15 protein-coding genes, 5 tRNA genes and 1 riboswitch are annotated in these 19718 nt (G+C 72.4%); of the genes, 12 read left to right on the forward strand and 8 right to left on the reverse strand.

Features of this window, described 5'->3' with window-relative positions; translation table 11 throughout:
* Positions 1 to 71: 71 nt before the first annotated feature.
* Complete coding sequence (trmB, locus tag ACFWVE_RS08395) at positions 72 to 935, forward strand: tRNA (guanosine(46)-N7)-methyltransferase TrmB (RefSeq protein ID WP_384009504.1); 864 nt, start codon at positions 72 to 74, stop codon at positions 933 to 935.
* 52 nt (positions 936 to 987) lie between these two features.
* On the forward strand, positions 988 to 2358 hold the full coding sequence (locus ACFWVE_RS08400) for a PrsW family intramembrane metalloprotease (protein ID WP_384009506.1): 1371 nt from the start codon (positions 988 to 990) through the stop codon (positions 2356 to 2358).
* 99 nt (positions 2359 to 2457) lie between these two features.
* Here the strand turns inward: ACFWVE_RS08400 and ACFWVE_RS08405 are convergent, their stop codons facing one another.
* From ACFWVE_RS08405 to ACFWVE_RS08415, 3 genes are all read right to left on the reverse strand, one after another.
* Positions 2458 to 3492 (reverse strand): M23 family metallopeptidase, encoded by a 1035-nt coding sequence (locus tag ACFWVE_RS08405; protein ID WP_384009508.1) that lies wholly within the window; start codon positions 3490 to 3492, stop codon positions 2458 to 2460.
* A gap of 11 nt (positions 3493 to 3503) precedes the next feature.
* Positions 3504 to 3661: riboswitch (cyclic di-AMP (ydaO/yuaA leader) on the reverse strand.
* A 325-nt stretch (positions 3662 to 3986) separates the two neighbouring features.
* Positions 3987 to 4060, reverse strand: a tRNA-Met gene (locus ACFWVE_RS08410).
* A gap of 66 nt (positions 4061 to 4126) precedes the next feature.
* A complete protein-coding gene (locus ACFWVE_RS08415) occupies positions 4127 to 5260 on the reverse strand; it encodes a dihydrofolate reductase family protein (protein ID WP_384009510.1) in 1134 nt (377 codons plus the stop codon).
* A gap of 472 nt (positions 5261 to 5732) precedes the next feature.
* On the opposite strand from ACFWVE_RS08415, the gene ACFWVE_RS08420 reads away from it, so the two are divergent.
* A complete protein-coding gene (locus ACFWVE_RS08420; RefSeq protein WP_384009511.1) occupies positions 5733 to 7079 on the forward strand; it encodes a cation:proton antiporter in 1347 nt (448 codons plus the stop codon).
* 30 nt (positions 7080 to 7109) lie between these two features.
* Here the strand turns inward: ACFWVE_RS08420 and ACFWVE_RS08425 are convergent, their stop codons facing one another.
* Together ACFWVE_RS08425 and ACFWVE_RS08430 are read right to left on the reverse strand one after the other, a co-directional pair.
* The gene (locus ACFWVE_RS08425) at positions 7110 to 7844 is read right to left on the reverse strand and encodes a response regulator (protein ID WP_384009513.1); all 735 of its coding nucleotides are present in this window, start codon (positions 7842 to 7844) and stop codon (positions 7110 to 7112) included.
* Entirely contained in the window at positions 7841 to 8845 is a 1005-nt protein-coding gene (locus ACFWVE_RS08430) for a histidine kinase (RefSeq protein ID WP_384009515.1), read from the reverse strand. The genes ACFWVE_RS08425 and ACFWVE_RS08430 overlap by 4 nt, the downstream gene beginning before the upstream one ends.
* A 648-nt stretch (positions 8846 to 9493) precedes the next feature.
* On the opposite strand from ACFWVE_RS08430, the gene ACFWVE_RS08435 reads away from it, so the two are divergent.
* The 4 genes from ACFWVE_RS08435 (at position 9494) to ACFWVE_RS08450 (ending at position 13726) form a co-directional block, all read left to right on the forward strand.
* Positions 9494 to 9784, forward strand: coding sequence for a DUF3040 domain-containing protein (locus ACFWVE_RS08435; protein WP_384009516.1), 291 nt, complete (start codon positions 9494 to 9496; stop codon positions 9782 to 9784).
* Positions 9785 to 10436: 652 nt separating this feature from the next.
* The gene (locus ACFWVE_RS08440; RefSeq protein WP_384009518.1) at positions 10437 to 11654 is read left to right on the forward strand and encodes a cation:proton antiporter; all 1218 of its coding nucleotides are present in this window, start codon (positions 10437 to 10439) and stop codon (positions 11652 to 11654) included.
* A gap of 272 nt (positions 11655 to 11926) precedes the next feature.
* Positions 11927 to 12322: a hypothetical protein gene (locus ACFWVE_RS08445; protein WP_384009520.1), complete on the forward strand. Its 396-nt coding sequence runs from the start codon at positions 11927 to 11929 to the stop codon at positions 12320 to 12322.
* A gap of 195 nt (positions 12323 to 12517) precedes the next feature.
* Positions 12518 to 13726 carry an NAD(P)/FAD-dependent oxidoreductase gene (locus tag ACFWVE_RS08450; RefSeq protein ID WP_384009522.1) on the forward strand — a complete coding sequence of 403 codons (1209 nt, stop codon included), beginning with the start codon at positions 12518 to 12520 and terminating at the stop codon, positions 13724 to 13726.
* Between the two features lie 99 nt (positions 13727 to 13825).
* Here the strand turns inward: ACFWVE_RS08450 and ACFWVE_RS08455 are convergent.
* The 3 genes from ACFWVE_RS08455 to ACFWVE_RS08465 form a co-directional block, all read right to left on the reverse strand.
* Positions 13826 to 13898: transfer RNA gene (locus ACFWVE_RS08455), tRNA-Lys, on the reverse strand.
* A gap of 153 nt (positions 13899 to 14051) precedes the next feature.
* Positions 14052 to 16001 (reverse strand): DEAD/DEAH box helicase, encoded by a 1950-nt coding sequence (locus ACFWVE_RS08460; protein WP_384009523.1) that lies wholly within the window; start codon positions 15999 to 16001, stop codon positions 14052 to 14054.
* 253 nt (positions 16002 to 16254) lie between these two features.
* A complete protein-coding gene (locus tag ACFWVE_RS08465; protein ID WP_384009524.1) occupies positions 16255 to 16821 on the reverse strand; it encodes a hypothetical protein in 567 nt (188 codons plus the stop codon).
* 286 nt (positions 16822 to 17107) lie between these two features.
* On the opposite strand from ACFWVE_RS08465, the gene ACFWVE_RS08470 reads away from it, so the two are divergent.
* From ACFWVE_RS08470 to ACFWVE_RS08490, 5 genes are all read left to right on the forward strand, one after another.
* Entirely contained in the window at positions 17108 to 17458 is a 351-nt protein-coding gene (locus tag ACFWVE_RS08470; RefSeq protein ID WP_384009525.1) for a metallopeptidase family protein, read from the forward strand.
* A 176-nt stretch (positions 17459 to 17634) separates the two neighbouring features.
* Entirely contained in the window at positions 17635 to 19299 is a 1665-nt protein-coding gene (locus ACFWVE_RS08475; protein WP_384009527.1) for a metallophosphoesterase, read from the forward strand.
* An 80-nt stretch (positions 19300 to 19379) separates the two neighbouring features.
* Positions 19380 to 19452 (forward strand) — tRNA-Glu (locus tag ACFWVE_RS08480).
* A 35-nt stretch (positions 19453 to 19487) separates the two neighbouring features.
* Positions 19488 to 19562, forward strand: a tRNA-Asp gene (locus tag ACFWVE_RS08485).
* 24 nt (positions 19563 to 19586) lie between these two features.
* A tRNA-Phe gene (locus ACFWVE_RS08490) sits at positions 19587 to 19660 on the forward strand.
* Positions 19661 to 19718: the final 58 nt, after the last annotated feature.

A 19718-nucleotide genomic window follows, 5' to 3' on the forward strand; every position in this document is an offset into this window, starting at 1 on the left:
GAGCGACCTCATGACCGACCCAGGAACCGACCGCGGAGCCCTCGCACGACCCCCGTAAAATCGACAGCACTGTGTCTGACTCCGTAAGCACCCCCGAAGCCCCCGCCCCGCACCCCGGGCACACGCCCGGCGTGTCGGTCCGCCCCACCCGGGAGAAGGGCGAGCCCCGCTTCCCGGACGGGCCGAAGGCCGATCCCGCCGGGTCGCACTTCGAGCGGCGGATCCGGAGTTTCCAGCCACGCCGGAGCCGGGTCACCGCCGGGCAGGCGGACGCGTTGCAGCGGCTGTGGCCCCGGTGGGGCTTCGACGTCGACGGCAGGCAGCGCCTCGATCTCGCCGCGTTCTTCGGCAACGACCGCCCGGTCGTCCTCGAGATCGGCTTCGGCATGGGTGAGGCGACCGCGCGCATGGCCGCCGCCGACCCGGGCACCAACATCCTCGCCGTGGACGTCCACACCCCCGGCCAGGGCCATCTGCTCGGCCTCGCCGACCAGCACGGCCTGGAGAACGTCCGCGTCGGCAACGGCGACGCGATCATCCTGCTGCGCGAGATGCTCACCCCCGACGCGCTGGGCGGGCTGCGTGTCTACTTCCCCGACCCCTGGCCGAAGAAGCGGCACCACAAGCGCCGGCTGATCCAGCCCGCCTTCCTCGACCTCGCCGCGACCCGCCTCGCACCGGGTGCGCTCCTGCACTGCGCCACCGACTGGGAGCCGTACGCCGAGCAGATGCTCGAGGTGCTGACCGCGCACCCCGGCTTCGAGAACACCGTGGCGGACGGCGGTTTCGCGCCGCGTCCGGGGTTCCGGCCGCTGACCCGTTTCGAGGGACAGGGGCTGGACAAGGGTCATGTCGTGAACGACCTGCTCTTCCGCCGCGTACAGCACGTCGACCGGGACGCCGACCGGGAGGGCCGGGACGCCGTCGGCACCTGAGCCCACCTGGTGGTCCTGCGGGCAGCACCGTTCCCTCGTTAGGGTCAATGTCGTGGCCATCAGCCGTCCGTACCCGACCCGGCCCGGCGCGGCCTCCGGTCCTGCAGGGCCGGCCGACGGGCCCGCCCTGCGGCATGCGCACTGGTGGCAGCGGCCCTGGGTGCGCTATGGGGCGCTGACCGCCCTTCTCTCGCTCTCGGGCCTGGTCATCCTGGGACTGGTCCGCGAGCAGACCGGCACGGAGGGCTTCCTGGTCGGGCTCGGCCTCGCCGTCCTGCCGGTACCGCTGCTCGTCGCCGCCTTCCGCTGGCTGGAGCGCGTCGCGCCGGGTCCCTGGCGCAACCTCGTCTTCGCCTTCGCCTGGGGCGCCTGCGCCGCCGCGCTCATGGCGATCGTCGCCAACAGCTTCGCCACACGGTGGATAGCGACGGAGACGGCCGACCCGTCCCGCGCGGACACGCTCGGCGCGACCGTCATAGCCCCGGTCGTGGAGGAGTCCGCGAAGGCCGCCGCCGTCCTGCTGGTCTTCCTGTTCCGCAGACGCGACTTCACCGGAATTCTCGACGGCGTGGTGATAGCCGGGGTCACCGCCACCGGCTTCGCCTTCACCGAGAACATCCTCTACCTCGGCACCGCCTTCGGTACCGACCAGCTCACCGGCGGCAGCGGCGTCTCCTCCGTCACCGCGGCGACGTTCTTCGTCCGCGTCGTCATGTCGCCGTTCGCGCACCCGCTCTTCACGGTCCTCACCGGCATCGGCTTCGGAATGGCCGCGCTCGCCGCCCGGCGGCGCCGCCCGGTGCGCGTCCTGCTCCCGCTCGGCGGCCTGCTGCTCGCGATGGGCATGCACGCCCTGTGGAACACCTCATCGGCCCTCGGCGAGTACGGCTTCTTCGCCGTGTACGCGGCGTTCATGGTGCCGTCGTTCGGCCTGCTGACCTGGCTGGTGGTGTGGACCCGGCAGCGCGAGCTGCGGACCGTACGGGAGGAGCTGCCCGCGTACGTCAGGGCCGGCTGGCTGACCCCGGCCCAGCCCTACGCGCTCGGCTCGATGCGGGCCCGGCGTATCGCCCGGCGGTACGCGCGCCGGCACGGCGGCCGGACCGCTGCCCGTGCGGTGGCGCAGTACGGGGCGTACGCGACGTCGCTGGCGTTCCTGCGGCACCGGGGGCGCCGCGGCCGCGTGGGCGCGGACTTCGTCGTACGGGAGCACGAGCTGCTGCGCGAGATGTGGCACCGCCGCAGTACGGCCCGCCCGGCCCTGGAGTACGCGGCCCGAGCCACCGCACCGCCCGCCCCGCCCTGGCCGGTGCACGGCCCGTACCGCATGCCCGAAGCGCGCGGAGGGTACGGCCCGTACGGCGCCGTGGGCCCCGGGCGCCCCGGGCGCCCGGCGTCCGGGCCGAACCCGTACCGCTCCTGAAACGCCGGACCGGCAGTCCTGACGTCGGGGGGCGTCGTCAGGACTGCCGGGGCTGTGGCTGCGAGGGCGCAGGACGCGAGACCGGCCGGGGCCGGAATCTCAGACGGTGAGGCCCTTCGACTGCATCCAGGCCATCGGGTCGATGCCCGAGGCGGAGCCGGCCGGGTGCACCTCCATGTGGAGGTGGGCGCCGGTCACGTTGCCGGTGGCGCCGACGCGGCCGATCACGTCGCCGGTGTTGACCTGCTGGCCGACGCTGACGCTGATGGAGGACTGGTGGGCGTACCAGATCTCGGTGCCGTCGTCGAGGGTCAGCACGGTCTTGTAGCCGTACGAGCCGTCCCAGCCGGCGGAGGTGATCGTGCCGGTGTGGACGGCCTTGAGCAGGGTGCCGGTGGGGGCGGCGAGGTCCAGGCCCGTGTGCTGGCCGGAGGACCAGTAGGCGCCGGCCTGACCGAAGGTCGAGGAGATGGTGTACGAGGAGGTGGGCAGCGTGTACTGCTTGGCCAGGGCGGCGAGACGCTCGGCCTCGGCCTTCTTCTCGGCCTCCTCCTCCGCCTTCTTCTTCGCGGCGGCGGCCTTCTCCTCGGCCTCCTTCTTCGCCGCGGCGGCCTTCTCCTCGGCCTCCTTCTCCGCCTTCGCGGCGGCTTCGGCGGCGGCCTTGTCCTGGGCCTGGCTCTGCTGCTGCTCGACCTGGGCCATGATCCGGGCGCGCAGCACCTCGCCGGCGTCGGAGGCGGTGCCCTGTTCGGCCTCGTCGACGACCGCGCCGATGCTGCTGAGCGGGGTGGCGGAGCCCTGGGGGGTTTCCTCGTCGGAGATGAGGGAACCAACAGAGGGAAGGTCCGGTACGGAGATGGAGACCGGCGGCTTGCCGGTCTGGGCGCTGGCCATGCCGCCACCGGCGACGGCCGCTATGACACCGACGCCCAGGACGGTGGAGCTACGGGCGAGGCCTCCGCCGCGCTGCTTGCCGACACGATGCCGGCCGCGCACGGGACGAACGGACTCCTCGGTGGGGTTCCACTCCTCGAAGGGGCCCTCGTCGGTGCGGATGCTGCCGTAGCCGAAGGTTTCGCTGTCGTGCCGGCTCGGCATGAAGAGGGCCTCGGGGGCAGGCCGATTGGACGCCACGTGGGCGCGCTCCTTTCCTTCCTTCTCGCCTACCGGGTTAGCTGACGGGTTCGGAGCAGGAAGGTCTCCTACGCGCGTATACCGTCCGTGTCTCCACGGGGGCACTCGCGCGATTCACCCCAAGATGTTGGTTCCCCGGTTCCCTTGCGGGATTCGGCGCGTGCGCACGGAGCCGACTCGTGTGACGGCTGGGACGACCGCGCTGCGTTATCGAACGTTAATAGACGCGAGGGTCGTATTCCAAGCCGTTCCTCTTGATCGTTAACGATTCCCGCACAGACTTAAGCGCCACGACCGGTCAAAACCGGGCGAGTTGACCTCACCGCACTCGTCACACTCGAGTTGACGGTGCGTCAATTGTTATGCGTAGCGAGGCGGCCCGATCACCTGACGTGACATCGACGTGGGAGTACCCGGGGACGCGCTCCTGAAACGGGACGGACGGAAACGGCCGAGGGCCGGAACCCTTTCGGATTCCGGCCCTCGGCGTTCAGTAGCGGGGACAGGATTTGAACCTGCGACCTCTGGGTTATGAGCCCAGCGAGCTACCGAGCTGCTCCACCCCGCGTCGTTGTGTTCACCAGCATACGGCATCCGCGGGGCACTCCGCACACGCGTTACCGCCGCCCCTGCGTCACCGGCCGATCAGATGGCCGTTCGGCGCCTCGGCGGCCTCCTTGTGCTCCGGCAGGAGGACGACCAGGGCGCCCTCCGCGGCCAGCACTCCGCTGCCGTCGGCGCCCGTCACGAAGGTGTCCGGCTCCCGCCACGCGGTGACCACCCGCCGTACCCCCGCGTCCAGGATCAGCCGGGCGCAGGGCGCCGGACGGGAGGCTCGGCGGGCACAGGGTTCCAGGCTGGAGTACACGCTGGCGGTCGCGAGCCGCGGGTCCGCGGGGTCGATCCTGGCGAGAGCGGCCTCCTCGGCGTGCACCATCGGATCGCCGCCCTCGCGGGAGTGGCCCCGCGCCAGCTCGGTGCCGTCGGCCGCGACGACCACCGCGCCCACGCTGAACGCCGTCTCCGAGGGCGGGCACCGCTCCGCCAGTTCACAGGCGAGGGCCAGCCAGTGGTGGTCGGCGGCGACGGGGAGCGGGCCGGCGCCGGGGGCGGTGGGCTCGTAGCGCATGAGGACGACGTCGCCGATCGGGCGGGTCTCCAGCAGCCGCAGCCGGCCGCCCTGGTAGGGCCCGGGGCCGAAGAGGCGGGCGGCGTCCGGGTCGCCGACGAAGAGCGGGGCGAGGACCAGCTGGAGCTCGTCGGCGAGGCCCTGGGTGAGGAGCTGGGTGTGGATGACGCCGCCGCCCTCGACCATGAGCCGCCGGACGCCGTACGCGTCGTACAGGTGCGTCAGGAGCCGGCGCCAGTCGAGCTCGGCCCCGAGCTCCACGATGTCGGTGGCAAGGCCGTGGGCGCGGGCGCGTTCGGCACCCTTGTCGGTCGTGTAGAGGACCTTCGCGCCACCGGTGTGCCAGAACCGCGCCGCCGGGTCCAGGTCGCCCGAGCCACTGACGGTGACCTTCAGCGGGTAGGCGGGCCGGCCCCCGGCGGCCCGGGCGGCACGCCGCTCGGGCGCGTTGACCAGCAGCCGGGGGTTGTCGGCCCGGATCGTGCCGGCGCCGACCAGGATCGCGTCCACCGACGCCCGTACCTCGTCGACCCGGTCGAAGTCCTCCGGCCCGGACAGCAGCAGCCGCTCGGGGCCGGTGTCGTCGAGATACCCGTCGAGCGAGACGGCGGCGGACAGCAGGACGTACGGGTGGGGCATCGACGGCGCTCCTGACGGGGGCGGGGCGAGGGCTGGGCTGGGCTGGGCTGGGCTGGGCTGGGCTGGGCTGGGCGAAGAGAGTCTCGCACCCGGTGTGTTCCCGCGCGGAGGGAAGCCGTACGGTGTGCCACCGCCACGTGGCGCGAAACCGTACGGCGTAAAAACGCGCGGTGGCCCCGTCGCCCCCGGCGACCGGCCCGTGATGAGGGGCCTTCCCCCACACCTCATGGGTGTCGTCCGCCACCTCGTTTGGGTGGTGTCACGGATGGCGAGCGCCCGGGGCCGGATGTGAGCGTGGAGGAACACCGGGGCCCGGTCCCGGCACGCACCGGCCGCCACCGCTCCGCACCCGGGGATGTACCGGCCGCAGCCCCGTACGGCGGAGAACCCCCACCGATACGAAGGAGCAGTCCCCACCCGGATCGGTCGATCGGATCCCGCTCCGTCCCCGTGCTGTGGAAGGTGGTGACCCGTGGGACATGCCGACACCCTGCTCGCCATGGGCGGCGCGTTCCTCGCCGCAGCGTTCCTCGCCCGCCTCGGCAGCCGGATCGGGCTGCCGACGATCCCCCTGTTCATGCTCGCCGGCATTCTGCTCGGTCCGCACACACCGGGGCTTGTCCTGGTCGAGGACGCCCACGACTTCTCGATGCTGTCGGCGCTCGGTCTCGTCCTGCTGCTCTTCTACCTCGGCCTGGAGTTCCACCTCGACGACCTGAGACGGGGCGGCAAACAGCTCATCAGCGCCGGTGGCATCTACCTGGCGCTCAACGTCGGCGCGGGGCTGGGATTCGGGTTCGCCCTCGGCTGGGGAGCGCGGGAGGCCCTGGTGCTCGCCGGGGTGCTCGGCATCTCGTCCTCCGCGATCGTCACGAAGATCCTCATCGAGCTGGGTCACATCAGCCGGCCCGAGACCCGGCTCATCCTCGGTGTCACCGTCGTCGAGGACATCTTCCTCGCCCTCTACCTCGCGGCCCTCCAGCCCGTCCTCAGCGGCGCCCAGGGGCTCGGGGACATGGCGCTCCAGGCGTCCAAGGCGTTCGGCTTCCTGATGGTGCTGGCCGTCGCCGCCCGCCACGGCACCCGGCTGTTCGGCCGGATCATGTCCGTACGCGACAACGAGCTGCTGGTCATCACCTTCCTCGGGACCGCGATCTTCGTCGCGGGTGTCTCCGAGGTGCTCGGGGTCGTCGACGCCATCGGGGCGTTCATGGTCGGGCTGATCGTGGCCGGCACCCCCGCCGCGCCCCGGATCCGCACCCTGGTGCACCCCTTGCGGGACGCCTTCGCGGCGATCTTCTTCTTCGCCTTCGGGCTGGCCATCGACCCGGGGGACATCGCCTCCGTCGCGGGTCCGGTGGCCGTCGCGGTGGTGCTCACCCTCGCGATGAACCTGACCGCGGGCCTGCTGGTGGCCCGCTTGTACCGGTACGGCGTCGACATCGCGGCCGACATCGCCACGACCCTCGTCTCCCGTGGCGAGTTCGCACTGATCCTGGCCGCCATGGCCACCGGCGCGGGGCTCGACGACCGGCTCACGCCGTTCATCGCCGGGTACGTCCTCGTCCTCGCCGTGCTCGGCCCGGTGCTCGCCAAGCAGTCCCATCTGCTCGCGCGCGCCCTGCGCGCCGTCCGGGCACGGCTGCCCGACCGCGGCTCCTCCCGGGACACCGGGCCCGACCCGGACGCCGGGCCCTCGTCGGGCACGGGGCTCCCCCCGGACCTGGACGCAGGTCCTGCCGGAAGCCCGGACGCCGGACCCGTGCCCGAACGGGAGCCCGCCGAAGCCGAACGGGAGCCCGCCGAAGCCGAGCGCTGACCGCCGGCCCCGGAGAACAGACGTGCTCGGTCAGGGCTCGATCAGCCCCACCCGGATGGCGTACCGGGTGAGTTCCAGCCGGTCCTTCAGGCCGAGCTTGGCCAGCAGGTTCGCGCGGTGGCGCTCCACGGTCTTGGGGCTGATGACGAGGAGGTCGGCGATCTGCTGCGAGGTGTGCCCCTCGGCGACCAGCTTGAGGATCTCCTCCTCACGGTCGGTGATGGCTTTGGCGGGCAGGTTCCGGCCGTCCCGGGCGAGTTCGAGGTGGTTGCGGATGAGGGCGTTGACGGCGCCCGGGTAGAGGAACGGCTCGCCGCGCATGGTGGCCCGGCAGGCTTCCACCAGGTCGCGGTCGGCGACGGACTTGAGCACGTACCCGGAGGCGCCGGCCCCCAGCGCCTCGAAGAAGAACTGCTCGTTGTCGTACATGGTCAGGATGAGGATCCGCGTCCGCGGCAGGGTGCGGGAGAGCTCACGGGCCGCCTGGAGGCCGGTCAGGCGGGGCATGGCGATGTCGAGGATGGCCAGGTCGGGTTCGTGGATGCGGGCCTGCTCGAGGGCTTCGGCGCCGTTGTCGGCCTCGGCGACGACGGTCAGGTCCGGTTCGCCGTCGAGGATGAGGCGTACGCCGCGGCGGACCAGTGCGTGGTCGTCGGCGAGGAGGATGCGCGTCGGGGCGCCGCCGCTCCCGGCACCGGCCGGGGTGGTGGTCTCGGCGCCGGCGGGTGTGCCGGGCGGGGTGCGGGTGGAGCCGGGGTCGGTCATGTTCGGGTTTTCCGGTCGGGGACGGCGGTCAGGGGCGGAGGGGTCCGCGCGGGCGCGGACCCCCGCACCGGAACGGGGACGACGAGGCGCACGAGGGTCCCGCCTGCGGCGGCCGGACCCACGTCGAGGTCGGCGCCGACGAGCAGGGCCCGCTCACGCATCCCGGGGATGCCGGCGCCCTCGGACGCGGCACCGATGCCCTGGCCGTCGTCCCGGACGCGCAGCTCCACTCCGGAGGGGGTGCGGCGCAGGGAGATCTCCGCGCGGCGGGCGTGCGCGTGCCGGGCGATGTTGGTGAGCCCTTCCTGGGCCACCCGGTAGAGGACCAGTTCGGCCTCCGGGCCCAGGTCGGGCAGGTCGGGGCCGAGGCGGTGCTGGACCGTCAGGCCCTCACCGCCGAACTCGGCGGCGAGGGCCTTGAGCGCGCTGGCCAGCCCGAGTTCGTCCAGGACGCCGGGGCGCAGCCGGCGGGCGATGCGCCGGATCTCGTCCAGGCTGCCCCGGGTGGTCTCCTGCACCAGGCTCAGTTCCTCCCGCAGCTCCGGCGGGGCGTGGTCGGCGACCCGCTTGAGCTGGAGCAGGACGGCGGTGAGGCTCTGGCCGACCTCGTCGTGCAGCTCCTGGGCGATCCGGCGGCGTTCGTCCTCCTGCGCGGACAGGGCGCGGGCGCTGCTCGCGGCGCGTTCGTCCTCGAGCCGGTCGAGCATCGTGTTGTACGTGCTGATCAGCTCGGCGATCTCCCCGCGCCCGGCGACCTCGGGGCGCTGTCCGGGGCGGAGCAGGTCGGTGGTGGACATGGCGCGGGTGACGCGCTGGAGCGGGGCGAGGCCGACGCGCAGCAGCAGCGCGTTCGCACCGAGCATGGCGGCCAGTCCCACGGTGAGCACGAGGGCCTCGGTGAGCAGGACAGGGGTGGAGACGGTGACCGGTCCGAGCAGCAGGACGGTGGCCACGATCAGCACGACAGCGTTCAGCAGGAAGATCCGCCAGAACAGTGGCATCCGGTACCACCTCCTCACCGTGCTCGTCCGGATCCGTCCGTCGTCGGTACGGCCGGCCGCTGTGCTTATGCCCCGGCACGGCCGCAGTGCTGCCCTGATGCCGCCCTGGTCCTTCCCTGATACCGCCGTGACCCGGCCCTGCTCCGGGGATCCTGTCCGGCAGGCGTGCAGCCTGGTGCGGCCCTGCTGTCGTAGGCTCCCGTGCTCCGGAGCTGGTGGCGGCCCGCGCGACCGGGGGCGCGGGCGCGGGCCGCCGAGACCCAGCGTGAGTGCCGGCCCGGCGGAGAGCCATCCGTGACAGCCCCCATTTCTTCCGTGGGTGTGCGGTGCCCGGCCGGTCCGTGTACAGCCTGGGCCCCCGCGAAGATGAGGGCTGCCCCTGATGGTCTCGGGGTCCCGGGCGGGTGATCCTTGAAGTGGAAGCAGGCCCGTCCCCGCCGAACGCCCCGGTGGCGGACGGGTGATGACCTCGGCGCACGGGCAGACTCCCAGGGGCGGCCCGATGGTGGAGTGTCGAGTTCTCGAGGGCCGTCGGTCCACTTTTCCGCCCCGGCGTCGGTGCCCACGACCACCGACGCCCGGAGGCGCTGCTTCGGAGGTGACGGCCGGCCGTCTCACCGTGCTGCCACCGTTCGGGAAGGAGGAGACGTGCCCCAGTCCGACGACAAGCGCCTCGTCGATCTCGCGGCCCGAATCGAGCAGGACGACCCGCGTTTCGCGCGCTCGATGGCCAGCGGGCGGCCCACCCGGCCCCGCGCGTACCGACACGCGCGCGCCTGGTGGGTGCTGGGGATCGGCCTCGGCCTGCTGAGCCTCGGCCTGTTCATGCCCGACGGGCTGCTCATCGCGGCAGGTCTGGTGCTCAGCGGAATCGGCGTGCAGTTGTTCGACCCGTACCCGCCGCAGAAGGGCGGACGGGAGCGGAACTCGGCCCGCTGAGAGCGTGGGCCGCCGGGATCGTTCCACCCTCACACCCATCACTTTGTCATGTCATGCGGCGTTCTTCCTGGCGCACCCCGGTTTGGGGTGCGCTAAAATTTTTATCAAGCGCTTACGCTCCGTTGAGCAGCGTTCCGCTCTTTCGTCGAGCGTTGAACTCTGCACGTTGAGTGCAGGGCACCGAGTGCGGCGTATCGAGCACGCCGCGTCCTGGGTGCCGCGTACCGATTGCTGAGCGTCGCCGACCGGTTGAACCGATGAGAAGAAGAACGGGGGGCGTGAGATGGGTCGGGTGATCTCCGTACGTGTCGACAACGCCGCCCGCGACGGCGTCCCGGATACCGGTGGCACCCTCTGCCGCCCGAGCAGCCGTCCAAGGCGCTGAAGCACCCTTCATCAGCCACGAGCACCGCCGGCTCCCGGCCCGGCAGCAGCCCGCGCCGCACCCCCGCCCCCTCGGCCCACCCGGCCCGGGGCACTGCGGGAACTCCCACACCCCATAGGGGACACCCCCGGCTCACCCCTGTCACCCGTGGCCAGGGCCCCGCCACCCGACCCCGAAAGTCCTCCCAGGCACCGCACCTGCCGTTCCGGCACCCGCTCATCAGGCACAGACGCCGACACCGCACCGATCCACGGAGGTCAGACGCCCGTGCACCACACCACCACCATGCTCATCGAACTCGGAGCGATCATCCTCGCCCTCGGGCTGTTGGGCCGTCTCGCCGGACGGGTGGGCTTCTCCCCCATACCCCTCTATCTCCTCGCGGGGCTCGCCTTCGGCCACGGCGGCATCCTGCCCCTGCAGGCCAGCGAGGAGTTCGTCGCCACGGGCGCCGAGATCGGTGTCATCCTGCTGCTGCTGATGCTCGGGCTGGAGTACAGCGCGTCGAGCCTCGTCACCACCCTCAAGACCCAGTACCCCTCGGGCGCCGTCGACTTCGTCCTCAACGCCGCCCCCGGCGCCGTCGCCGCGCTGCTCCTGGGCTGGGGGCCGGTCGCCGTCGTCGCCCTCGCCGGAGTCACCTGGATCTCCTCCTCAGGGGTCATCGCCAAGGTGCTCGGCGACCTCGGGCGCACGGGCAACCGCGAGACGCCGGTCATCCTGTGCGTCCTGGTCATGGAAGACCTCGCCATGGCCGTCTACCTGCCGGTCCTCGCCGCCCTGCTGACCGGCGCGAGTCTCGCGGGCGGCAGCGTCACCCTGCTGATCTCCCTGGGCACCGTCGGCGCCGTCTTCTACGTCGCCCTGCGCCACGGACGCATCATCAGCCGCGCGGTCTCCTCCGACAACCCCGAGATGCTGCTGCTGGCGGTGCTGGGGCTGACCCTGCTGGTCGCGGGCGTCGCCCAGCACCTCCAGGTGTCGGCTGCGGTGGGCGCGTTCCTGGTCGGCATCGCCCTGTCCGAGGAGGTCGCCGAGGGCGCGCACGGTCTGCTGTCCCCGCTGCGGGACCTGTTCGCGGCCGTGTTCTTCGTCTTCTTCGGGCTGCACACCGACCCGTCCGCCATCCCGCCGGTGCTGCTCCCGGCGCTCGCCCTGGCGGTCGTCACCATGCTGACGAAGATCGCCACCGGCTGGTGGGCCGCCCGTCGCGCGGGCATCCCGTCCAAGGGCCGCTGGCGGACCGGCGGCGCGCTGGTGGCGCGCGGCGAGTTCTCGATCGTCATCGCCGGTCTCGCCGTCGGCACGGAACCCCGGATCGGCCCGCTGGCCACGGCGTACGTCCTGCTCCTGGTCGTCCTCGGCCCGCTCACCGCCCGCTGGACCGAACCGCTGGCCACCCGCCTCACCCGCCGCCGCTCGCCGGACACGCCGCAGACCACCATCCCGGCCGACCAGTCGGAACCGGCCCACGCGGGCGGCTGACCACCGACACGGCGGAGGGGCCGGGCAACCCGCCCGTGCACGTCCCGACCCTCGGGACGAGGCACCACGACCCCGCCGCCCTCGCGTCCCGGCCCCCGCCGCCCGGCCACCGGAATTCGGCCATCGGCGCCCGATCCCCCGGCCTGGCGGCCCCGGCGGTGCGAAAATCGTCCGGGTACGCACTCCTCGCCCGCCGGGGCCGGGCGCGCCGGCCACCGTCGCTCCCCACCTGCCGGGCCGGCGCCGGGGAGCGACGGAAGGGGAGCGTCAGCATGGTCGAGTGGGTCGCCCTCGGCACCGGCCCGCGGCCGGTGCCCCAGCCCGTCGCCACCCCGCTGGTGTGGACCGGCGCCTTCGGCGGCGCGTTGGCGGTGGTGGTCCTGCTCCACACGGTCGTGGGTCCGGACCACCCCGGGCTCGCCCTGGCGGCCCTGTCCCTGCTCGCCGCCGTCCTCGGCGGGTGCGCGCGGTTCACCGCGGCCCCCGGCACGGCGCTCCTGTGCTGGCTGTTCCTCAACGGCCTGGCCATACCGCCCGCCGGCACCCTCACCTGGACCGGCTCCAGGGACACGCTCTGGCTCGGCTGCCTGCTCGCGGCCACCGTCGCCGGCACGACCGCCGCCCGCCTCACCCACGCCCTCGCGGCCTACCGCCGCCTCACCGCGTAAGCCTCACGACGTGACCGGAACGGGAAGTCACGGGCGTCCGGGCCTCGTTGAAGAACGCACGTTCCTGCCCCCGTAGCCCTCCAGCCCGTAGCCCCGTCGGCCCGTCGGCCCGCTGTCACAGCGAACGACCGGGCGGTGTCTTGAGGCCGACCCCCTGTAAACGGTCGAACCTCTGAGACGGACGACGGAGACACCATGCCTGAGAACACCCATGTGGTCGTGATCGGCGGCGGATACGCCGGCGTCATGGCGGCCAACCGCCTGACGCGGCGCGACGACGTGACAGTGACCCTGATCAACCCGCGCCCGGACTTCGTCGAGCGGATCCGTCTGCACCAACTGGTGGGCGGGTCCCACGACGCGGTCGTCGACTACCGGGACGTCCTGGCCGACGGCGTCCGGCTGGTGGTCGACACCGTGACCCGGATCGACGCGGCCGGGCGCGGCGTGGCGTTGGCGACCGGCGGCACGGTCGGCTACGACTATCTGATCTACGCGGTGGGCAGCGGCACCGCCGATCCGGGTGTGCCCGGAGCGGCCGAGTTCGCGTACCCGATCGCCACTCTGGAGGCGGCGGAGCGGCTTCGTCCGGTCATCGCCGCCGCTCCCGCGACGGCCGCGGTGACGGTGGTCGGAGCCGGTCCGACCGGCATCGAGACCGCCGCCGAACTGGCGGAGGCCGGCCGCGCCGTGACCCTGGTGTGCGGTGAGGCACTCGGCCCGTACCTGCACCCTCGGGGCCGGCGCTCGGTGGCCGGGCGGCTGGCGGCACTCGGGGCGACCGTGCTCGAAGGCCCCGACGCCAGGGTGACGGCGGTGACGCGCGGCTCCGTACGGCTCGGCGACGGCCGGGAACTGCCGAGCGAGGTGACCGTCTGGACCGCCGGATTCGGCGTACCGGACCTGGCCGTCCGCAGCGGGCTGAGCACCGACGCCGTGGGCCGTCTGCTCACCGACGAGACACTGACGTGCGTGGACGACGCGCGCATCGTCGCGGCCGGGGACTCGGCGGCACCGTCGGACCTGCCGCTGCGGATGAGCTGCCAGGCCGCGATGCCGCTGGGCGCACGGGCCGCCGACACGGTGCTGAGCCGTATCGCGGGTGATCAGCCGTCGCCCCTCAACCAGGTGTTCGCCGGCCAGTGCATCAGCCTGGGCCGACGCGGCGGCATCTTCCAGTTCGCCCACAGGTACGACGTCGCGGTGTGGTTCCACATCGACGGCCGCCCCGGCGCGAAGCTCAAGGAGTTCGTGTGCAAGGCGATCGTGAAGCACCTGTCCGACGAGGCACGCAAGCCCGGCTCGTACAACCTGCATCGCGTCCCGGGAAGCCCCAGGCGCCGGCAACTGCTGCGGACCGGGCCCGACAGTGCACCGGCCGCCCGTCAGAACGAAGCCGCCTGAACGACTCCCCCACCCCCGAACACCGCAGCGCCCCGACCGTGTTCTACCGGTCGGGGCGCTGCACAGCAGGTCGGAGGGGTTTCCCCTCCCCCGCTTCGGTAGGCCCTGTGGGACTCGAACCCACAACCAATGGATTAAAAGTCCACTGCTCTGCCAATTGAGCTAAGGGCCCCAGGCGATGTTGCCCCCACGAGCATAGCGGGACGTGGGCGCGGTGTTGATCGGGTATCGGTGCGGCGGGCCCGGACGTGTTCCGTCCGTATGCGGCAGGGCCCGCACGACGGGTGTCGTACGGGCCCTGCCACGTCAGTCCGGTGTACCGGGATCAGCCGTTGCGCTTCCAGCGCGGCTTGTCCTCGCGGCGGTCGCCGGAGCCGCCGCGGTGCTCGTCACGACGGCCGTACGGGCGGTCGTGGGAGGCGCCGGAGCGGAAGCCGGGGCGGTCGCCCTGACGGTCACGGTTGAACGGACGGTCGCTGCCGGGGCGGTCGCCCTGACGGTCACGGTTGAACGGACGGTCGCTGCCGCGGTGGCCGCCGCGCTCGCCACGGTCGTCGCGACGGAAACCGGGACGGTCACCCTGGCGGTCGCGGTTGAAACCGCCGCGGTCGTCACGACGCTCGAACGAACGGCCACCACGGTCACCGCCACGGTCGCCACGGTCGTCGCGACGGAAACCGTCCCGGCGCTCGGGGCGCTCGGGGCGCTCGGTGTCGCGTGCGGTCGGCTGCTCCGGCAGCGAGACCTCGGCCGGGGCCGGCGCCTCGGTGGCCGCCTCGGCCACCGCCGCCTCCGGGTCGTCGCCGCGCTCGCGGGCGGCCCTGGCGACCAGCCGGTCCGCCTCGCCGCGCAGCTCGGACGCCCGGCGCTGCGCCCGCTCCAGCTCCTTGGTGAGCTGGGTGACCTCGCGCTCGGCCTGCTGCGCCGCGTTGCCCGCCGACTCGGCCTGGACCTCGGTCATCGACCGGGCGCCGGTGATCTCGGCGACCTCCGGGTCGAAGGCCGCGCCGCCCTGGATGATGTGGCGCGTGGCGTCCACGCCCGCGTCCTCCATCAGCCGGAAGATCTGGCGCCGCTGGTGCGGCAGGGACAGCGACACGACGGTGCCGGTGCGGCCGGCCCGCGCCGTACGGCCGGCCCGGTGCAGGTAGTCCTTGTGGTCGCCGGCCGGGTCCACGTTCAGCACCAGGTCGATGCCGTCGACGTGGATACCGCGCGCGGCGACGTCCGTGGCGACGAGGACGTTGACGTAGCCGTCCTTGAAGTCGGCCAGCGTCCGGGTGCGCGCGCCCTGCGTCATGCCGCCGTGCAGCGCCTCGGACTTGGCGCCCGCGTCGCGCAGCTGCTCGGCGACCCGGTCCGCGCCCAGCTGGGTGCGGACGAAGATGATGGTGCGGCCCTTGCGGGAGGCGATGGCCGCGGTGACCGGCGCCTTGTCCTTGGGCTTCACGACCAGGATGTGGTGCGACATCGTCGTGACGGCACCCTGGGCGGCGTCGACCTCGTGGTGGACCGGGTCCTTCAGGTACCGGTCGACGAGCGTCTTGATCTCGTTCTCCATGGTGGCGGAGAACAGCATCCGCTGACCGCCCGCCGGGATCTGGTCGAGCAGCTCCGTGACCTCGGGCAGGAAGCCCAGGTCGGACATCTGGTCGGCCTCGTCGAGGACGGCGATCTGCACGTTCTCCAGGGAGCACGCGCCGCGGTTGATGATGTCGCGCAGGCGGCCGGGGGTGGCGACCAGGACGTCGACACCGCGCTCGAGGGCGTAGATCTGGTTGCCCATGGACGTACCGCCGCAGACGACCTTCATCTTCAGCCCGAGGACGTCCCCGTACGGCTGGAGCGCGTCGGCCACCTGCATGGCGAGCTCACGCGTCGGCGTCATGATGACGGCACGCGGCTTGTGCTTCTCGGTCCGGCCGCCGGCCAGCGTGGCCAGCGTCGGCAGACCGAAGGAGAGGGTCTTGCCGGAGCCGGTGCGGCCGCGGCCGAGGATGTCCTTGCCTTCCAGGGCGTCCGGGATGGTCGCCACCTGGATCGGGAAGGGGCTGGTCACGCCGTTCTGCGCGAGCTTGCGCACGACACCCTCGGGAAGACCGAGGGCGGCGAAGGTGAGCTCGGGGGTGCTGTCGGTGTCGCTGTCGTCCGTGACGTCGACCTCGACGTCGGTGATGACGTCGGTGACGTCGGCAATGTCGGTGATGACAGCAGTGGTGTCGGTGTCCTCGGTGTTCTCGGGCACGACGACGTGATCAGTACTGGCGATGGGCATACGAATGCGAAACCTTCCGGAGTCTCTTCGGCACGCGCCCGTCAACTCCGTGATTCGCAATCGCAATATGACCGCCTCGATGCGGTCCACCACGGTAAGGGGAGAGTACGCGCCACACGGCGCGCTCTGCAGTGGCGCCGGGCAAATAGGATCAAACGATCTGCCACCATACGCACCCTGCACCACCGAAAGCAAACCGGGAGGTCAGACAGGGGGCGGGAGGGGGGCGAGGCAGTGGAGCAGGTCCCAATCTCTAGACGGGCACCCCTGCCTCCGGCGCGGGCACCCGGTGCACCAGTTGGGTCTCCGGTGGCTCGTGCGCCGACGAGGACGGCTCCGCGGCTGTCGGCTCGGGCGGGACCGACGGCTCCGGCGGCACCTGCGTGGGCTCCGGATCGGCCGGCCCGCTCGGCTCCGGCGGTTCCGGCCGGCTGTCGGGGGGCGGCCCCGACGGCGCGCCGGGCCCGCCGTCCTCCGACACCGGCCCGCTCACCCCCGGGGAGGGCGACGCCTCGGCGGCGGACGAGGCTCCCGCCCCGCCCTTCTTCCGTTCGCCCTTCTCGCCCTTCTCGCCCTTCTTGCCCTTCTTGCCGCCGCCCGCGCGGCGCTCGCTCCCGTCCTCGGCCGCCGCGGCACCGTGACCGCCCGCGCCGCCCGGCACCGCGGGCCCCCCGTCGGGCGCCTCACCGCCCGGACGGCCCGCGGAGTGCGACGGCTTGGCCCCGCCCACCCCGTCCCCACCGACACTCATACAGCCGGCGGCAGCGGCGACGGCCACGACGGTGGCAGCCAGGCGGACGGGTACGTACAAGGGGCGCACGAGGCCACCTCCGGTTGCGATGCTGGGTCAACGTGCCCAACTCCCGCAGCCCGCAGGAGGACACGCCGGCAGCCCGTCAGCAGCACACCGGTGACAGACCGGTGACCCAGCCTTGACGTGCTCCTCGGGCCGAAGCCCCATGGAGTCCGGCCCTGGTCCCGCTCCTGCGCGCACAGGAGACGCACGGCCCTCAAGACCGGGCCCCGTCGCGCGCTTCCCCGTCGTCCACGGGATCCGCGTGTACCGCCGCTCCCCACGATCGCCCCTGACACCTGACAATGGTCCTGTGCTGGAGATGACGCGTGACAGGTTCGAAGAACTGGTGAGCGAAGCCCTGGACCAGATCCCGCCGGAGCTGGCGCGGGTCATGGACAACGTGGCCGTGTTCGTGGAGGACGAACCGCCCGCCGACGATCCGGAGCTACTGGGCCTGTACGAGGGAACTCCGCTCACGGAACGCGGGGAGTGGTACGCCGGGGTCCTCCCCGACCGCATCACGATCTACAAGGGACCGACCCTGCGCTACTGCGAGACGGCGGAAGACGTGGTGCACGAGGTGGCCGTGACGGTCGTCCACGAAGTGGCACACCACTTCGGCATCGAGGACGCGCGACTCCACGAACTGGGCTGGGGCTGATCCGCACGCCCGTACGGCACGGGCAGCCCATACGGGCACCGACGGTGTCCAGCCGCTGCCGCGTCCTTCAGCCGCGTCAGCGCTCCGGCGCGGAGCCGTCGCGGGCCATGCCCCGTCCGCACGAGCCCCGCCGGGCATTCCGCATATCCGGCGCGCCGTATGGGCATACGGGACCAATGGCACGCGTCCCTTCCACCGTCAGGAACCTCCGACACCGCATCCGAAGGGTCCCGCGAGCCCTCACCCGCAGCCGCCGCTCCACCGCCACGACGCCGGCCGTCACCGCCCTCCTCGCCGCCCGGCCGCCCCGCCCCTTCAAGCGCGTCGTGGGACTCCTCGCCGTCGTCCTGCTGGGCGCCTGGCTCGGCCTGCTGATCGTGGGCAACGTGCGCGTCCCCGTCGGCCCCATGGACACGACCATGACCCTGCGCCCGTCCCTCACGGGCGGCACGAAGATCAACGTCTCCCCTTTGGGCGCCCTCGAACTCGACAGCCACCACGCCCCCGTCCGCCTCGACGTCAACGTCGACCAGCTCGACCCCGCCCGCTCCCAGGCCCTCGTCGACCACCCCGAACGTCTCTCCGGACTCCAGGACGAAGTCACCCAGGACATCGCACGCGGCACCGCCGACCTCGCCGTACGCTCCGTCGTCGCCGTCGTCACCGGCGCCACCGCCCTCGGCCTCGCCGTCTACCGCCGCCCGCGCCGGGCCCTGGCCGCCGGCGGCCTCGCCCTCACCCTGCTGGCCGCGTCCGGCGGCACCGCGTACGCCTCCTGGAACCCGGACTCCGTCCTCGAACCCAAGTTCTCCGGCCTGCTCTCCTCGGCGCCCTCCCTGGTCGGCAACGCCCGCAGCATCGTCACGGAGTTCGACATCTACCAGAAGGAGCTGGCCCGCCTGGTCACCAACGTGACGAAGCTCTACGACGCCACCTCCACGCTCCCCGCCTACCAGCCCGACCCGACCACCCTCCGGGTCCTGCACGTCTCCGACATCCACCTCAACCCCGCGAGCTGGGCGATCATCGCCTCGCTCGTCGAGCAGTACCAGGTGAACGTCATCGTCGACTCCGGCGACACCATGGACCACGGCACCGCCGCCGAGAACGGCTTCCTCGACCCCGTCGAGGACCTCGGCGCCCCCTACGTCTGGGTCCGCGGCAACCACGACTCGGCCGTCACCCAGCGTTATCTGGAAGGTCTCAAGAACGTCCATGTCCTGGACGACGGCCGGGCCACAACCGTCGCCGGCCTGCGTTTCGCCGGCATCGGCGACCCGCAGTTCACCCCGGACCGCTCCACGAAGCCCGGCGCCGAGCAGTCCCAGGAACTCGCGGGCGCCCGCCTGGCCTCCGCCCTGCGCGACCAGCGGGCCGCCGGCACCCCGGTCGACGTGGCCGTCGCCCATGAACCGTCGGCGGCCCGCGAGGTCGACGGCACGGTGCCCCTCGTCCTGGCCGGGCACATCCACCGCCAGGAGACGAAGGTCATGAAGTACGGCACCCGGCTCCGCGTCGAAGGCTCCACCGGCGGCGGCGGCCTGCGCGCGGTCGAGGGCGAACACCCCGACCCGATCGAGGCCTCGATCCTCTACTTCGACCGCGACACCCGCCGTCTCCAGGCCTGGGACGCGATCCGGCTGGGGGGCCTGGGCCTGACCACGGCAGAGGTCAGCCGGCACCTCCCGGAGGAGAACCAACCGGGCGCGTCCCCATCCGGTTCACCCTCCGGGTCTCCGTCCGAATCTCCGTCCGGCACCGCGTCCGGCTCCCCCTCACCACCGTCCTCCCCACCCCCCGGCCGGCTCCCCTCCTCCACCCCCTCGGCACCCACCCCGTAAACCGTTTTGGCGATCCCTCCCGGCATCACATATGCTTCGGACGTCCCCGACGCGCTGAGAAGCGCCCAGGCGGGCCGATAGCCCTCATCGTCTAGCGGCCTAGGACGCCGCCCTTTCAAGGCGGTAGCACGGGTTCGAATCCCGTTGGGGGCACGCATCACCCTGTGCGACACTGTCGTACGGAGCTTGGTCCTGTGGAGCAGTTTGGAGTGCTCGCCACCCTGTCAAGGTGGAGGCCGCGGGTTCAAATCCCGTCAGGACCGCTGAGGTTTCACGTGAAACCTCGTGGCTGGGTAGCTCAGTTGGTACGAGCGATCGCCTGAAAAGCGATAGGTCGCCGGTTCGACCCCGGCCCCAGCCACAACAGACACCCCCTCCGGGATTCCGGAGGGGGTGTTCTTGTGCACCCACAGGGACAA

The sequence above is a fragment of the Streptomyces sp. NPDC058632 genome (genome assembly GCF_042717095.1).
Classification (GTDB): Bacteria; Actinomycetota; Actinomycetes; order Streptomycetales; family Streptomycetaceae; genus Streptomyces.

Coding starts and splice junctions, on each gene's coding strand:
- ACFWVE_RS08415 (WP_384009510.1), bottom strand. CDS start 5,260: ATGCCCCACCCGTACGTCCTGCTGTCCGCCGCCGTCTCGCTCGACGGG.
- ACFWVE_RS08425 (WP_384009513.1), bottom strand. CDS start 7,844: ATGACCGACCCCGGCTCCACCCGCACCCCGCCCGGCACACCCGCCGGC.
- ACFWVE_RS08430 (WP_384009515.1), bottom strand. CDS start 8,845: ATGCCACTGTTCTGGCGGATCTTCCTGCTGAACGCTGTCGTGCTGATC.
- ACFWVE_RS08445 (WP_384009520.1), top strand. CDS start 11,927: ATGGTCGAGTGGGTCGCCCTCGGCACCGGCCCGCGGCCGGTGCCCCAG.
- ACFWVE_RS08450 (WP_384009522.1), top strand. CDS start 12,518: ATGCCTGAGAACACCCATGTGGTCGTGATCGGCGGCGGATACGCCGGC.
- ACFWVE_RS08460 (WP_384009523.1), bottom strand. CDS start 16,001: ATGCCCATCGCCAGTACTGATCACGTCGTCGTGCCCGAGAACACCGAG.
- ACFWVE_RS08475 (WP_384009527.1), top strand. CDS start 17,635: ATGGCACGCGTCCCTTCCACCGTCAGGAACCTCCGACACCGCATCCGA.